Below are 15,050 nucleotides of genomic sequence, written 5' to 3'. Positions count from 1 at the left end.
ATCTCGTACGTTCACGTCGGGTGCAAGTCGGCTGAACGGCAAAGTGATGTGGCGTGCGCTCGCTCGTCCGGCCACCACCCCGCGTCAGTCTCTCGCTACCTTATTCCCGAATGCGCCGATTCGTCAGAACGTAATCGCAGCCTTCACCGACTGGACGGCGGCGCTGTTCAGCACGATGTAGAAGTTCTGAGGTGAGGTGCTGTTACCGACCGCAAGCGTCGTGCCGTCACGATTCAAGGTTCCCGCGTCGATCTGCCCGTTGTTCTGATAGAAGACCCGGTATCCGGTCGTTGGCTGATTGAGTGCCGAGTTGGCCACCCATGCGCGGACACCCGCGAGCGTGACGATTTGTCCATCGCTCAGGTTGTAGGTCTTGTTGTCCCCGGCGCTTGTGTGCGGGAAGAACGCTTCCAGTGTCGACGCCGTCGTACTGCACGGCGTGACGTTCGGTCCGGTCGTCGATGGTGCGGTGCAGTCGCCGGTGAGTACTGTATCGCCGACCATCTGTCGCGTCACCTTCATGTAGGCAGCGCCCGATTGCCAGGTCGCCTGCTTGTTGTAAAGCGATGCGCCGTTGATCGTGTTCGTGATGACACCGAGCGCACTGCCGCTGAACAACTCGGATGGGGAGCTTGCGATCGTGCCGGACAGCGGCACGACCGTGTAGTTCGTGCCGAGGAGCGTCACCGCAACAGTGTGGCCGTCGGCGGCGAGTTCCGTGAACTGGATGTTTGCGCCGCTGTAACTGACCTGCTCCTGCATGCTCGACACGACTGCGCCGTTGACGAGATAACGCTGAGCGACGGGCGTGGGTACCGGCAGCGACGGATCGACCGACGACAGACCGAGCGTGAGCAGTTGCGTGCCGCCGGACGGACTCTGCGCAAGGCTTTGATCTTGCGTATAGAAATAGCTGCCGGGATTGACGCTCACGGCGCCGCTGCTCGAAGTGGAAATGGCAAGCTGTGCGTGCGGGTAATGCAACCCGCCGTTGGCGGCCAACACGAAGCTTTCATAATTCTGCTGCGCGGTGCTGAGGTTGCTGGCTGGTGTGCCCGATGCGCTACCGTCGTCGCTGCCGCCGCCGCATGCGCCGAGCAGCAGGGTTCCGGTCAGCGCGGCGGTGTAACCGACACGTGCCAGGCGTTCTTTTTGTGTCATGGGGTCTCTCGTTTTTGTTAGTGTTCCGTAAGACATGTCGCGCCGCGGCGGGCGGCCGACGCCGGAGCTTAGCGTGTCGGGAGCAACTTGGCGAGTGACGTCGGGGCCGTTTGACGCGGGCAGGGTCACGCATCGATTACCGCGTATTTCAAGCGGGCGCCGGCGGGGTCGAGCGTGTTCGAAACGACTGCCGCATGCGAGGCAATCAGCCGGACCGCAAGGATCCCACGCTGCACGTTCGGTCAACCTGCTTCTGGCGCGGCGACGCAACGGCCATCGCGGTGAAACGGCGGACACGAGGCCATCCGCACGGCTCGCCCCCCCACCAATGCTATCCTCTCGTCCGCTCATCCAGCATCACCCAGCGAGATTCAATCATGACCCGACTGATCAAGCGCGCGTCCGCCGAGGCACGTGCGTTCAAGAATGGCAAGGCGTCCGCCTACAACGGCTCCGAAAAACTCCACCCGCCGCGCGTGAAGCGCCGCCCGGAAATCGACGAACACGACGACGTGCCGGTGCTCGAAGCACCGCGCAAGCCGCGCTTCGCGCCCGTCACGTTCTCCGAAGAGGGCGGCGTGCGCTTCCTGCACTTCGGTACCGAATGGGTGCAGGGCGCGATGCGGATCTCGAAGCCGCTGCATATCGAGCTCGAATACGCGCAGCAGATGATGGCGTGGCTGCTGTTCCTCGAAACGCCCGAGCGGATCGTCCAGCTCGGGCTCGGCACCGGCGCGCTGACCAAGTTCTCGCACCGCTTCCTGCCGCACGCGAAGGTCGAGGCCGTCGAGCTGAACCCGGCCGTGATCGTTGCCGCGCGCACGATGTTCGCGCTGCCGCCCGACGACGCGCGCCTTGCCGTGCACGAAGCCGACGCATGGGATTTCGTCAACGACCCGGCCAACCGCGGCACGACGGGCGCGATCCAGGTCGACCTGTACGATGCGACCGCGCGCGGCCCCGTGCTCGACAGCGTCGCGTTCTACCGCGCGGTGCGCGGCTGCCTCGCCGATGCGGGCATCGCGACGATCAACCTGTTCGGCGATCATCCGAGCTTCGTGCGCAACATGAAGCACCTGAACGCGGCGTTCGATCACCGTGTGATCGCGCTGCCCGAAGTGCACGACGGCAACCGGATCGCGATCGCGTTCTCGGGCCCCGCGCTCGACGTGCCGTTCGCGCAGCTCGACGCGCGCGCGAAGCTGATCGAGGACACGCTGAAGCTGCCCGCGCGCAAGTGGGTGAAAGCTTTGAAAGAAACGACCGGCGCACGCGACACCGCGTTCGCGATCTGACGCTTCATGCACCGGCGACATGCCGGTGCAACCGCGTGACAAGGGGCGGATCACCTCGGGTTCGCCCCCGCTTGACCGCGTGCCCGCGGCTCCTATACTGGCGCGAAGCCAGGGGGGCCGCAGCTTACCCGTTTTGCCGCTCCTCTCGCTGCCGTACCCGCTCAACAAGATCGATAACCGGGAAAGATGAGGAGACGTCATGGCTCACGATGCCGACGCCAACCGGGCCGCCAAGCGCTGGCTCTGGCTGCTGGTACTGCCGCTGATCGCGATGGTCTGGGTGCCGTCGTACAGCAAGATCGAACCGCAATGGTTGGGTTTTCCGTTTTTCTACTGGTACCAGCTGCTTTGGGTCTTCATTAGCGCGGTGATTACCGCGTTCGTGTATTTCAAGACCAAGAACGCGTGGAAGGCGAGCGGTCCGCAAGGAGGTGCGCAATGAATCTCGGCGCCACCTTCGTCTTCGTCCTGCTGTTCATCGGTGTCACGATCATCGGTTTCCTGGCCGCGAACTGGCGTCGCGGCGATCTCGCCCATCTCGACGAATGGGGCCTCGGCGGACGCCGCTTCGGCACGATCGTCACGTGGTTCCTGCTCGGCGGCGACCTCTACACGGCGTACACGTTCGTCGCGGTGCCCGCGCTCGTGTTCGGCGCCGGCGCGATGGGCTTCTTCGCGCTGCCGTACACGATCCTGATCTATCCGTTCGCGTTCGTCGTGTTCCCGAAGCTGTGGAGCATCGCGAAGCGGCACGGCTACGTGACGGCCGCCGACTTCGTCAACGCGCGCTACGGCAGCCGGATGCTCGCGCTCGCGATCGCGGTGACGGGCATCCTCGCGACGATGCCGTACATCGCGCTGCAGCTCGTCGGCATCGAAGTGGTGATCGGCGCGCTCGGTTTCGACACGACCGGTTTCGTCGGCGACCTGCCGCTGATCATCGCATTCGCGATCCTCGCCGCGTACACGTACACGTCGGGGCTGCGCGCGCCCGCGATGATCGCGATCGTGAAGGACGTCCTGATCTACATCACGATCGCCGCGGCGGTCGTCGTGATCCCCGCGAAGCTCGGCGGCTTCGGCCATATCTTCGCGAGCGTGCCGCCCGCGAAGCTGCTGCTGAAGGCGCCGGACGCGATGAGCCTGAACGGCTACAGCGCGTACGCGACACTCGCGATCGGCTCGGCACTCGCGCTGTTCCTGTATCCGCACTCGGTCACGGCGATCCTGTCGTCGTCGTCGGGCAACTCGATCCGCCGCAACATGGCGATGCTGCCCGCGTACTCGTTCGTGCTCGGCCTGCTCGCGCTGCTCGGCTACATGGCGCTCGCGTCCGGCGTGAAGGACATGCCGCAGTACGCGCCGTACTTCAAGGCGTTCGGTCCGAACTTCGCGGTGCCCGCGCTGTTCCTCGAGTATTTCCCGTCGTGGTTCGTCGGCGTCGCGTTCGCGGCGATCGGCATCGGCGCGCTGGTGCCGGCGGCAATCATGTCGATCGCGGCCGCGAACCTGTACACGCGCAACATCCACCGCGAGTTCGTGAACCGCAACATGTCGCACGAGCAGGAGACGCACGTCGCGAAGCTCGTGTCGCTGATCGTGAAGGTCGGCGCGGTCGCGTTCATCCTCGGGCTGCCGTTGACCTACGCGATCCAGCTGCAGCTGCTCGGCGGGATCTGGATCATCCAGACGCTGCCGGCGATCGTGCTCGGCCTGTACACGCGCGTGCTCGACCATCGCGGGCTGCTGGTCGGCTGGGCGGCCGGCATCGTGTGCGGCACGTGGATGGCGATCTCGCTGAAGCTCGCGAGCTCGATCTTCACGATCCACCTGTTCGGCCTCGCCATTCCCGGCTACGCGGCCGTGTGGTCGCTGATCGTGAACCTGGTGGTGTCGGTGGTGGTGAGCGTGCTGGTGCGCGTGATGGGCATGGCGCATGCGGAGGATCGCACGCGGCCGGAGGACTATCTCGACGTCGTCGAGAGCTGATCGCCGCCGTTTCTGTTGCAGTTTCGACACGACGCCCGCGACGCAAGTCGCGGGCGTTTTGCATGGTGCGCCGCGAAAGCCCCGTGCGGCGGCGCACCCGTTTACGCGGATCTTCAAGTGATTCTAGGGTGGTCGCGCCGTGGCGAAAATCGGTGAAAGACCGATTGGGAGGCGCGCTGCCGGGTTGCCAATAATGCGTCCCGCCCGGCCTGTGCCGGGTGATTCGATCTCGACACGATTCGATTATATGAGGGATGCAATGATGAAGATTTGGTTGTTGGTGCTCGGCATGTGCTGCGTCGCGCTCGCCGGTTGCGTGAACGCGTACTACCGATGAGGCGCGGCATGAGAGTCCTGTTGATGTGGGCGCTCGTCGCGCCGATCCTGCTCGCCGGCTGCGCGAACATGTACTACCGTTGACGGCGGGTCGCGATGAAAACGATATTGCCGGCCGCCGTGCTGTGTGCGGCGCTGGCCGGCTGCATTTCGGTGTACGGCCCCGGGCAGCGATACGCGGCGCGCGATGCGCCGCCGGCGCAACACGACACGGCCGACGGTGCGCACGGCGCCGACGATGCATCGCGCATCGTGATCGGCAATCGCAAGTATGACGAAGTGTGGGCGGCGGTCGCACAGTTCTATGCGGACCACAAGCTCGCGGCGCGCGTCAGCGATCGCGACGCGGGGCTCGTTGCCGCCGCGTATGCCGATTATCCGAACGCGGGCAACTTTCTGGACTGTTCCGAACTGAAGCAGACGTCGAACGTGACGCACACGCTGAAAGTCGTCACGCGCATCGACGAGGCGACGCAAGGCGTGAGCGTGTCGATCGACGTCGCGGGCATGGCCGGCGTGGTCGCGGCCGGCAAGCAGAAGGGGGCGCGTGTCGCGTGCCGCTCGAACGGCACGCTGGAACAGGCGCTGGCGGAGGTGCTGCGCAAGTAGCGGGCCTGCCCGGATCGTCGCGACCGCACGATCCGGGCGGCATGCGTGCGCGTTACTGCCCCGCGCGCTTCGCGAGATCCTCGCGTTGCGACAGGTCTTCGACGTTGACCATCCAGTGCACGCCGAAACGGTCCTTCGTCATCCCGAAGCCGAGCGCCCAGAACGTCTTGCCGAACGGCATCGTTACTTCGCCGCCGTCGGCGAGCGCATTGAACAGCTTCTGGCCTTCCTCGACCGTCGCCGGGTTCAGCGACAGCGAATAACCGGCGTGCGTGCCACCCGGCTGGCTGCAGTCGCCGTCCGAGCACATGATCATCGAGTCGCCGATCGTGAAGCTCGCATGCATCACCTTGTCGGCCATCTCGGGCGTGATTGCGTGTTCGGGGTTCGGCGGCGCATCCTTGAAGTGCATCTTGAACATCGTCTTCGCACCGAGTGCCTTTTCGTAGAACTGAAGGGCTTCGTCGGCGCGACCGTAGAACGTCAGGTACGGTTGAACTTGCATCGTTGTCTCCTGTGATGGGCCGGTCCCGCGCGTCGGCGCGGGTTCGGGGTCGTGCAAGATTGACTGGGAAAGGGCACGTCGAGAGGCGGCCGGCGCACCCGTGACGTGGATTGTAGTGCGCGAGATTGACGATGGAGTGAAAAATAAAAACGGCCGCGAACATGACGTTCGCGGCCGTGTGCGGTGCGCTTGCTGACGGCTGTTGTCAGTGCTGCTGACAGCCGCTGACGCGCGGCACGCTTCAGCGCAGCCCGTCGATCAGCTTCTCGAGCTTGACCGCATCGGCGGCAAATACGCGAATGCCTTCGGCGAGCTTTTCGGTGGCCATCGCGTCGTCGTTCAACTGGAAGCGGAACGCGGCCTCGTCGATCGCAACGCGCTCGGACGGCTTGTCCTGCATTGCTTCCGGCGACAGTTTGCGCGCGACCGTCTCGTTGCTGTCCTGCAGCTTCTGCAGCAAGTCGGGACTGATCGTCAGCAGGTCGCAGCCGGCCAGCTCGGTGATCTGGCTGGTCGTGCGGAAGCTGGCACCCATCACTTCGGTGTGGTAGCCGAACGTCTTGTAGTACGCGTAGATGCGGCGCACCGACTGCACGCCCGGATCGTTCGCGCCGCCGTCCGTCGCTTCATTCCATTCCGCGCCGGCCTGCTTCTTGTACCAGTCGTAGATGCGGCCGACGAACGGCGAGATCAGCTGCGCGCCGGCTTCCGCGCACGCGGCGGCCTGCACGAGCGAGAAAAGCAGGGTCATGTTGCACTTGATCCCTTCCTTCTGCAGCACCTCGGCCGCGCGGATGCCTTCCCACGTCGACGCGAGCTTGATCAGGATGCGATCGCGGCCGATGCCGGCTGCTTCGTACAGCTTGATCAGTTCGAGCCCCTTGTCGATCGAGCGCTGCGTGTCGAACGACAGGCGCGCGTCGACCTCGGTCGACACGCGGCCCGGGATCAGCTTCAGGATCTCGGTGCCGAACGCGATCAGCAGGCGGTCGATGATGAAGTCGGTGCTTTCGTTGCGATGATCGCGGACGGTTTTCTCGAGGATCGGCTTGTACGCATCCTTCTGGACGGCCTTCAGGATCAGCGACGGGTTCGTGGTCGCGTCCTGCGGCTTGTATTGCGCAAGCTGCTGGAAGTCGCCCGTGTCGGCGACGACGGTCGTGTACTGCTTCAGCTGGTCGAGTGCGGTAGTCATGGCGATTCGGAAGAAGGGCGCGGGGCGCCGGGTTCTCACGGGCCGCGCGAGCGCGGCGGCGAAGCGAAGCGGCGCCGGGCGCCGCTTTCGATCCATCATTTTAGGCCCGATTCGTGTCGAGCACGTTTTGGCGTGCCCGGCGGCCGCCACGGCGGGCGGCGAGCCGCGTCACGCGGGACGCCGCGCGTTCAGGATCACCTGCGTGACGATGCCCGCGACGAGCCCCCAGAACGCCGAGCCGATCGACAGCAGCGTGAGGCCCGACGCGGTGACCATGAACGTGACGAGCGCGGCTTCGCGCTGCTTCACGTCCTGCATCGCGTTCGCGAGCCCGCTCATGATCGAGCCGAACAGCGCGAGCGCGGCGACCGACACGACGAGTGCCTTCGGCAGCGCCGCGAACAGCGCGGCGATCGTCGCGCCGAAGATGCCGGCGACCAGGTAGAACGTGCCGCACCACACGGCGGCCGTGTAGCGCTTCGCGTGATCCTCGTGCGCTTCGGGGCCGGTGCAGATCGCGGCCGTGATCGCCGCGAGGTTCACGCCGTGCGAGCCGAACGGCGCGAGCAGCAGCGATGCGAGGCCGGTCGTCGCGATCAGCGGCGACGACGGTGTCGCGTAGCCGTCCGCGCGCAGCACCGCAATGCCCGGCACGTTCTGCGACGCCATCGCGACGACGAACAGCGGAATGCCGATGCTGACGATCGACGCGATCGAGAACGCCGGCATCGTGAACACGGGTTTCGCGAGCGCGATGTGGAACCGGCTGAAATCGAGCAGGCCGAGGCCGCCGGCCACCGCCGTGCCGACGATCAGCGTTGTCACGATCGCATAACGCGGCGCGAGCCGCTTGACGATCAGGTAGGTGAAGAACATCGCGAGCACGAGCGCGGTCTGGAACTGCGCGGCGCGGAAGATCTCGATGCCGATCTCGAACAGGATGCCCGCGAGCAGCGCGGCGGCGATGCCGGCCGGGATCTTGCGCATCAGCGTGTCGAACAGGCCGCTCACGCCGACGGCCGTCAGGAGCAGCGCGCACACGACGAATGCGCCGATCGCCTCGGGGTAGGGCACGCCGGGCAGCGACGCGATCAGCAGCGCGGCGCCGGGCGTCGACCATGCGACGACGACGGGTGCGCGAAAGCGCAGCGACAGGCCGATCGTCGTCAGCGCCATGCCGATCGACAGCGCCCAGATCCACGACGAGATCTGCGCATCGGTGAGGTGTGCGGCGCGGCCGGCCTGGAACATCAGCACGAGCGAGCTCGTGTAACCGGTCATCATCGCGACGAAGCCGGCGACGAGCGCGGAGACGGAAGTGTCGGCGAAAAAGCGGCGGCCGCCGGCGCGGCCAGCGCTCGCGGTGGGCGAAGGGTTCATGCTATCTCCGGGGGGAGGCCGCTCGGACGCGGCCTTCGTGTCTGCTGGTGGGTTGCGTTATTTGCTGAGTGCGCGCATCGCGGTTTCGAGGCCCGCGAGCGTGAGCGGATACATGCGATGGCCGAGCAGGTCGCGGATGACCGCGACCGACTGCCGGTATTCCCATAGCCGCTCGGGCTCGGGGTTCAGCCATGCATGATGGGGGAACTGGTCGGCGAGGCGGCGCAGCCACACGGCGCCGGCTTCCGGGTTGTTGTATTCGACCGAGCCGCCGGGCTGCAGCACTTCGTACGGGCTCATCGTCGCGTCGCCGACGAAGATCAGCTTGTAGTCGGGCGTGAACTTGTGCAGCACGTCCCACGTCGCGGTGCGTTCCGAGTGGCGGCGGCGGTTGTTCTTCCACAGGTGGTCGTACACGCAGTTGTGGAAGTAGAAGAATTCCAGGTGCTTGAATTCGGCCTTCGCGGCCGAGAACAGCTCTTCGGTGCGCTTGATGTGGTCGTCCATCGAGCCACCGACGTCGAGCAGCATCAGCACCTTCACGTTGTTGTGGCGCTCGGGCACCATCCGCAGGTCGAGCCAGCCCGCGTTCGCGGCCGTGCTGCGGATCGTGCCGGGCAGGTCGAGTTCCTCGGCCGCGCCTTCGCGCGCGAAGCGGCGCAGCCGTCGCAGCGCGACCTTGATGTTGCGCGTGCCGATCTCGACGGAATCGTCGTAGTCGCGGTATGCGCGTGCTTCCCATACCTTCACCGCGGTGCGGTTGCCGTTCGACGGGCCGCCGATGCGCACGCCTTCCGGGTTGAAGCCGCCGTGCCCGAACGGCGACGTGCCGCCGGTGCCGATCCACTTGTTGCCGCCTTCGTGGCGTTCCTTCTGCTCGTCGAGCAGTGCCTTCAAACGCTCCATCAGCTTGTCGAGCCCGCCCATCGCTTCGATCTGCGCCTTTTCCTCCGGCGACAGCTCGCGCTCGAGGCGCTTCTCGAGCCAGTCGAGCGGAATGTCGAACGCTTCGGACGGCAGCGCGGACACGCCGTGGAAATACGCGCCGAACGCCTGGTCGAACTTGTCGAAGTACTGCTCGTCCTTGACGAGCGTCATCCGCGCGAGGAAGTAGAACGCGTCGATCGACGGCGAGATCAGCCCGGCCTTCAGCGATTCGAGCAGCGTCAGGTATTCCTTCACCGAGACGGGCAGCTTGGCTGCGCGCAGCGCGTAGAAGAAATTGAGCAGCATGGCCGGGCCTTCGCGGGTGGGGGAGGATTACCGGTTGTGCCGGTTCATGTAGACGAGCCGTTCGAGCAGGCTCAGGTCCTGCTCGTTCTTCAGCAGCGCGCCCGCGAGCGGCGGCACGATCTGCTTCGCGTCCGCGCCGCGCAGCGCGTCGGCCGGGATGTTCTCGGCGAGCAGCAGCTTCAGCCAGTCGAGCAGCTCGGACGTCGACGGCTTCTTCTTCAGGCCCGACACGCCGCGCAATTCGAAGAAACTCTCGAGCGCCGCGCGCAGCAGCTCCTCGCGGATGTCCGGGAAGTGGACCGCGACGATCTTCTGCATCGTCGACGGGTCGGGGAACTGGATGTAGTGGAAGAAGCAGCGGCGCAGGAACGCGTCGGGCAGTTCCTTCTCGTTGTTCGACGTGATGATGACGAGCGGGCGGTGCTTCGCGCGGACCGTCTCGCGCGTCTCGTACACGTGGAATTCCATCCGGTCGAGCTCGCGCAGCAGGTCGTTCGGGAATTCGATGTCGGCCTTGTCGATCTCGTCGATCAGCAGCACGCTCGGGTGCTCGGCATCGAATGCCTGCCACAGCACGCCCTTGACGATGTAATTCGAGATATCCTTCACACGCTCGTCACCGAGCTGCGAGTCGCGCAGCCGCGAGACGGCGTCGTATTCGTACAGGCCCTGTTGTGCCTTCGTCGTCGACTTGATGTGCCACTGCAGCAGCGGCATGTCGAGCGCGGCGGCCACTTCCTCGGCGAGCATGGTCTTGCCGGTGCCGGGCTCGCCCTTGATCAGCAGCGGGCGTTGCAGCGTCAGCGCGGCATTGACCGCGAGCTTCAGATCGTCGGTGGCGACGTAGTGCGAGGACCCTTCGAAACGCATGGCGGCGCTCTTCTTCATCGGGAAAAAAACCCAGTATAAGTCAGAAGGGCTGTCCGGTTGGGCCGTGCCCGCGTATCGTTGCAGGGCTGTGGCGGGGCGAACCGGGGCGTCTTATGGACGCGTTCCCCGCCGACGCGGTACAATCTGGCCGTTTTTTTTGGCCTGCGTGGCGATCCGATAAGCAATACGGCGCGGGCCGTTGCCGCTTTGGCGCCAGTTTCCCCTCAAGCTAGGTTACAAGAGCTATGAACAAATTCGTCGGCAAACACGTCGTTGTCGCAGCGCTCGTGGCGCTCGCGGGCAGCGCGCAGGCGGCCGGTGTGGTCGGCAACCCGAAGGACGGGGCGAGCAAGGTCGCCATGTGCATCGGCTGCCACGGCATCCAGGACTACCGCACGGCTTACCCGGAGGTCTACCGGGTGCCCGTCCTCGGCGGCCAGAACCAGCAATACCTCGAGAACGCGCTGAAGGCCTACCGCAAGAAGGATCGTCACTTCCCGTCGATGAATGCGGTCGCCGGTTCGCTGACGGACCAGGACATCGCGGATCTGGCGGCCTACTACGCCGCCCAGAAGGCCGACTCGAAGGACAATCCCTACAAGTAAGCGCGCGCCGCCGATCTCGCCGGCGGGACAGGAGCATTCATGAACAACGCATTCAAGACGGCGGCGGTTGCACTGGCGGCCGGCCTCGCGATCGGTACCGCGCACGCGGCGGACGCCACGAAGGGCAAGGAACTGGTCGAATCGCACAACTGCGCCGCCTGCCACGGCGCGCAGATGAACAAGCCGATCAACGCCGAATATCCGCGCCTCGCCGGCCAGCATGCCGACTACCTCGTGTGGGCGATGCGCCAGTACCAGATGGGCCTGACGAACCCGCTGCTCGGTCGCAACAACGCGATCATGCAGGCGCAGGTGCAGAGCCTGTCGGTCAGCGACATGAAGGACATCGCGTCCTACATCGAATCGCTGAAAGAGACCGACCTCGTATTCAAGAAGTAAGCGCGACGGGCCCAGCCGGCCCGCGCAGCAAAAATACCCCGCCTCGGCGGGGTATTTTTTTGTCCGCGGCGCTCAGTCGCGCGACGCGCGGCGCAGGATGCGCTGCAGGTACGCGTCGGTATCGGGCGGCGTGTTGGTGCGCTGCGCTTCCCAGATCGTCTCGCCGAGGCATTCCATGATCGCGTGCTGCGCATCGTGGGTCGAGTCGAGCTTCGCCGCCAGCTTGTCGTGCGCGGCGCGGATGCCGGGCGGCTGGTCGATCGACAACTGCTCGCTGATCGCGAGGTGCATCGACAGGTGCAGGAACGGGTTCGTGCGACCTTCCTCGGGCGTGTAGTTGCGCGCGGCCGCGCCGTCGGCATCGTCGAGTTCGGCGTGGTATTCGGGATGCTCGACGATCCAGTCGGCTGCGATCGCTTCCAGCGGCGTCAGGATCTCGCCCGCGCGCTGCTTGCGCCAGGTCTCGGTGAAAAAGCGACGCACTTCGTCGCGGCTTGGATTGAACATGGTGGGGGAACGTCGTGATTCGGGCGGCGTCATGCCGCGTCGCGCATTGTACGCCGGGTCGGCGGACGGTGCTGGAGGCGGCCTGCGGCGGTTTGGGCTTGCGCGACGGGGGCGGGCTGCGGCTACCCCGTGCCGGATCGGCGAACGGGTAAGCGCGGGCTAGGCTCGTGGCCGTCGCACCGCTACACTCCGACGATTCCCGTTACCGTGCCGTTCCCGCCCGTCCCGTCATGACCGTCACCGCCCGCTCATCGTCCGCCGCCCTGCGGGGCACGCTCTACGTCGCGCTGTCCGCCGCCGCGTTCGGCGCGATGGCGATCTTCGGCCGCTACGCGTATGCGGCCGGAGTCGACGTGCTCGGGCTGCTGATCGTGCGCTTCGCGATCGGCGGTGCGGTGCTCGCCGCGATCGCGCGGCACCGCGGCGTCGCGTGGCCGCGCGGGCGTGCACTCGCGCCGCTGGTGGCGATGGGCGCGCTTGGCTACGTCGGGCAGTCGTTCTGTTATTTCAGCGCGCTGCAGCACGCGCAGGCGAGCCTCGTGGCGTTGCTGCTGTACCTGTATCCGGCCTTCGTCACGCTGCTGGCCGCGTGGTGGCTCGGCGAGCGTCTCACGCGCGCGAAGGCCGTCGCGCTCGTGCTGTGCGTCGCGGGCTCGGCGCTGATGGTCGGCGGCGGGCACGGCGAGCCGCTCGGGATCGCGCTCGCGCTGGCCGCCGCGGTGATCTATTCGCTGTACATCGTCGGCGGCACCAAGGCGACGCGCGGCGTCGATCCGCTCGCGACCACCGCGATCATCTGCCTGTCGGCGACCGCGACGCTGGTGGCGATCGCCGTCGTGCGGACCGCGGCGTTCGGCGCGCCGCCGCGCTGGCCCGCGACGGCCGGCGGCTGGGCGTCGATGCTCGCCATTGCGCTCGTGTCGACGGTCGCGGCGATGCTTGCGTTCTTCGCCGGGCTCGAGCGGCTCGGGGCCGCGCGCACGTCGATGCTGTCGACGCTCGAACCGGTCGTGACGGTCGCGCTCGCGGCGCTGCTGTTCGGTGAAGCGCTGTCGCCGCTGCAGTGGGCGGGCGGCGTCGCGATCCTCGCGGCGGTGCTGGCGCTCGTGCGCGCGGGCGGCGCCGCGGCCGACGATGCCACCGCGACGTCCAACGCGTAGTCGGGGAGGGGAGCGGGGAGCCTGCAGGCCGGGCTCCGTCGGACAGGCTTCGCGCGTTTCAGCCGTGCCTGATGCTTACTCGTTGGGCGGCGGCGTCTTCGGCCTGAATTCGCACAGCGGCTCGATCGCGCAGTGCCAGCATTCGGGCTTGCGGGCCTTGCACACATAGCGCCCGTGCAGGATCAGCCAGTGATGCGCGTCCTGCAGGAATTCCTTCGGCGTGAACTTCTCGAGCGCGGCCTCGACGGCGCGCACGTCCTTGCCCGGCGCGAGCCCCGTGCGATTCGCGACCCGGAAGATATGCGTGTCGACCGCGATCGTCGGCTGGCCGAACGCGGTGTTCAGCACGACGTTCGCGGTCTTGCGGCCGACGCCCGGCAGGCTTTCGAGCGCTTCGCGATCGGCCGGCACCTCGCCGTCGTACTGGTCGAGCAGGATCCGGCACGTCGCGACCACGTTCTTCGCCTTGGTGCGGTAAAGACCGATCGTCTTGATGTACTCGGTAACGCCTTCCTCACCCAGCGCGACGATTTGTCGCGGGGTGTTCGCGATCGGAAACATCTTCCGCATCGCCTTGTTGACAGATACGTCGGTCGCCTGCGCGGACAGCATCACAGCGATCAGCAGCTCGAACGGCGTCGTGTATTCGAGCTCGGTGGTCGGATGCGGATTGAGGCTCTGCAGCGTTTCGTAGATCGCGCGTCGTTTGCTGGCGTTCATGGAGTGTTCTGGTCGGGCGGCGCGGACGGGCCGCCTTGGTCGTCGTTGCCTGCGTCGCTGTCGTTGCCGTTGCCACCCGTCGCCGCGGCTTCGGCGTCGCGCTGCGCCTGTTGCTCGGCGACTCGTTTGCGGCGGGCCTCGGCCGCGTCGATCTGCGCCTGGACGGCCGCGCTCACGCCTTCGGTGTTCTTCGGCCCGGCACCCTGCCCGGAGAGTTCTTCCTTCTTCTTGCGCGCGCGTTCGAGCGCGGCGGCGATGATCGCGCGTTTCTTCGCATCGGCGTCATCGGCGGCCGGTGCGGTGGCCGGCGTGCCGGGCTGCGGATCGGGCTGCGTCCCGGGTGGCGTGTCGGGTTGCTCCGCTGCGGGCTTCGCGGCACTGGCCGCGCGGCGTGCGGCGGCGCGCGCTTCGGCGGCCTCGCGTTCGCGGCGCTGGCGGGCGAGCCGCAGGTCATGGTGTTCGCGCGCGGCATCCGCCTGCTGCTGCGACCACGCGTCCCAGCCCGTGCGATCGCCGGTCACGGGCAGCATCGCGATGCAGTCGACGGGGCAGGGCGGCACGCACAGGTCACAGCCCGTGCACAGCGACTCGATGATCGTGTGCATCTGCTTCGGTGCGCCGACGATCGCATCGACCGGGCATGCCTGCATGCACAGCGTGCAGCCGATGCACAGGCTTTCATCGATGAATGCGACGGCGCGCGGATGCTCGCTGCCGTTGACGGGGTTCAGCGGAATCACCGGCTTGCCGAGCAGGCCCGCGAGGCGTGCGATGCCTTCGGCGCCGCCGGGCGGACACTGGTTGTAGTTCGCGTCGCCGGCGGCGATCGCCTCGGCGTACGGACGGCAGCCGTTATAGCCGCACTTCGTGCATTGCGTCTGGGGAAGCAGATCTTCGATGCGATCCGCAAGTGTTTTGGAGTCGGTCACGGTGACAACGGGCGCAGCGGCGCCGAATGGCTCTCGGCCGCGTCGGGCGCGGCCGGAAAGGTTTGCCAAAGCTCGATTATCGCCGATTTCCCGCATTGCGCTGGACGCCGTCTGTGCGCATAATCGAACCGCTTTTTTGCAGGGGCTCAGCAGGAGG

The 15,050-nt window shown here is 66.4% G+C and carries 16 protein-coding genes; 7 read left to right on the top strand and 9 right to left on the bottom strand.

Annotated elements, in window-relative coordinates:
* Nucleotides 1–123 precede the first annotated feature (123 nt).
* A complete protein-coding gene (locus tag H3H55_RS12880) occupies nucleotides 124–1,290 on the bottom strand; it encodes a hypothetical protein (protein WP_319022275.1) in 1,167 nt (388 codons plus the stop codon).
* Nucleotides 1,291–1,538: 248 nt separating this feature from the next.
* On the opposite strand from H3H55_RS12880, the gene H3H55_RS12875 reads away from it, so the two are divergent.
* The 4 genes from H3H55_RS12875 to H3H55_RS12860 all read left to right on the top strand — a co-directional run bounded on the left by H3H55_RS12875 (nucleotide 1,539) and on the right by H3H55_RS12860 (nucleotide 5,390).
* Nucleotides 1,539–2,456 (top strand): spermidine synthase, encoded by a 918-nt coding sequence (locus H3H55_RS12875; protein ID WP_048249230.1) that lies wholly within the window; start codon nucleotides 1,539–1,541, stop codon nucleotides 2,454–2,456.
* A 199-nt stretch (nucleotides 2,457–2,655) separates the two neighbouring features.
* Nucleotides 2,656–2,898 carry a DUF3311 domain-containing protein gene (locus H3H55_RS12870; protein WP_129512670.1) on the top strand — a complete coding sequence of 81 codons (243 nt, stop codon included), beginning with the start codon at nucleotides 2,656–2,658 and terminating at the stop codon, nucleotides 2,896–2,898.
* Entirely contained in the window at nucleotides 2,895–4,445 is a 1,551-nt protein-coding gene (mctP, locus tag H3H55_RS12865; protein ID WP_048249232.1) for a monocarboxylate uptake permease MctP, read from the top strand. Before H3H55_RS12870 ends, mctP begins: the two co-directional genes overlap by 4 nt.
* A gap of 432 nt (nucleotides 4,446–4,877) precedes the next feature.
* Nucleotides 4,878–5,390: a hypothetical protein gene (locus H3H55_RS12860; protein WP_193098805.1), complete on the top strand. Its 513-nt coding sequence runs from the start codon at nucleotides 4,878–4,880 to the stop codon at nucleotides 5,388–5,390.
* A 52-nt stretch (nucleotides 5,391–5,442) separates the two neighbouring features.
* On the opposite strand, the gene H3H55_RS12855 is transcribed toward H3H55_RS12860, so the two are convergent.
* The 5 genes from H3H55_RS12855 to H3H55_RS12835 all read right to left on the bottom strand — a co-directional run bounded on the left by H3H55_RS12855 (nucleotide 5,443) and on the right by H3H55_RS12835 (nucleotide 10,573).
* Nucleotides 5,443–5,895: a VOC family protein gene (locus tag H3H55_RS12855; protein WP_129512668.1), complete on the bottom strand. Its 453-nt coding sequence runs from the start codon at nucleotides 5,893–5,895 to the stop codon at nucleotides 5,443–5,445.
* Nucleotides 5,896–6,136: 241 nt separating this feature from the next.
* Nucleotides 6,137–7,090 (bottom strand): transaldolase, encoded by a 954-nt coding sequence (gene tal, locus H3H55_RS12850; protein ID WP_193098804.1) that lies wholly within the window; start codon nucleotides 7,088–7,090, stop codon nucleotides 6,137–6,139.
* A gap of 168 nt (nucleotides 7,091–7,258) precedes the next feature.
* Nucleotides 7,259–8,470: a benzoate/H(+) symporter BenE family transporter gene (locus tag H3H55_RS12845; RefSeq protein ID WP_193098803.1), complete on the bottom strand. Its 1,212-nt coding sequence runs from the start codon at nucleotides 8,468–8,470 to the stop codon at nucleotides 7,259–7,261.
* 57 nt (nucleotides 8,471–8,527) lie between these two features.
* On the bottom strand, nucleotides 8,528–9,703 hold the full coding sequence (locus H3H55_RS12840) for a vWA domain-containing protein (protein ID WP_193098802.1): 1,176 nt from the start codon (nucleotides 9,701–9,703) through the stop codon (nucleotides 8,528–8,530).
* 27 nt (nucleotides 9,704–9,730) lie between these two features.
* Nucleotides 9,731–10,573: an AAA family ATPase gene (locus tag H3H55_RS12835; protein WP_021158556.1), complete on the bottom strand. Its 843-nt coding sequence runs from the start codon at nucleotides 10,571–10,573 to the stop codon at nucleotides 9,731–9,733.
* 245 nt (nucleotides 10,574–10,818) lie between these two features.
* Here H3H55_RS12835 and H3H55_RS12830 point away from each other — a divergent pair, with 245 nt between their 5' ends.
* Both H3H55_RS12830 and H3H55_RS12825 read left to right on the top strand, forming a co-directional pair.
* Nucleotides 10,819–11,178, top strand: coding sequence for a c-type cytochrome (locus H3H55_RS12830; protein ID WP_048249237.1), 360 nt, complete (start codon nucleotides 10,819–10,821; stop codon nucleotides 11,176–11,178).
* 39 nt (nucleotides 11,179–11,217) lie between these two features.
* Nucleotides 11,218–11,577 carry a c-type cytochrome gene (locus H3H55_RS12825; RefSeq protein ID WP_048249238.1) on the top strand — a complete coding sequence of 120 codons (360 nt, stop codon included), beginning with the start codon at nucleotides 11,218–11,220 and terminating at the stop codon, nucleotides 11,575–11,577.
* A gap of 72 nt (nucleotides 11,578–11,649) precedes the next feature.
* Here the strand turns inward: H3H55_RS12825 and H3H55_RS12820 are convergent, their stop codons facing one another.
* Nucleotides 11,650–12,117 carry a DUF1841 family protein gene (locus H3H55_RS12820; RefSeq protein ID WP_319022273.1) on the bottom strand — a complete coding sequence of 156 codons (468 nt, stop codon included), beginning with the start codon at nucleotides 12,115–12,117 and terminating at the stop codon, nucleotides 11,650–11,652.
* Between the two features lie 197 nt (nucleotides 12,118–12,314).
* Between H3H55_RS12820 and H3H55_RS12815 the strand changes: the two genes are divergently transcribed.
* The gene (locus H3H55_RS12815) at nucleotides 12,315–13,244 is read left to right on the top strand and encodes a DMT family transporter (protein ID WP_193098801.1); all 930 of its coding nucleotides are present in this window, start codon (nucleotides 12,315–12,317) and stop codon (nucleotides 13,242–13,244) included.
* Between the two features lie 75 nt (nucleotides 13,245–13,319).
* On the opposite strand, the gene nth is transcribed toward H3H55_RS12815, so the two are convergent.
* Together nth and rsxB are read right to left on the bottom strand one after the other, a co-directional pair.
* Nucleotides 13,320–13,964, bottom strand: a complete 645-nt coding sequence (gene nth / locus H3H55_RS12810) for an endonuclease III (protein WP_193098800.1) — start codon at nucleotides 13,962–13,964, stop codon at nucleotides 13,320–13,322.
* The gene (rsxB, locus tag H3H55_RS12805) at nucleotides 13,961–14,989 is read right to left on the bottom strand and encodes an electron transport complex subunit RsxB (RefSeq protein WP_193099490.1); all 1,029 of its coding nucleotides are present in this window, start codon (nucleotides 14,987–14,989) and stop codon (nucleotides 13,961–13,963) included. The genes nth and rsxB overlap by 4 nt, the downstream gene beginning before the upstream one ends.
* Nucleotides 14,990–15,050 lie beyond the last annotated feature (61 nt).

It is taken from the genome of Burkholderia sp. Z1, assembly GCF_014893795.1.
Classification (GTDB): domain Bacteria; phylum Pseudomonadota; class Gammaproteobacteria; order Burkholderiales; family Burkholderiaceae; genus Burkholderia; species Burkholderia theae.
This window is presented reverse-complemented; position numbering and strand designations above follow the sequence as displayed.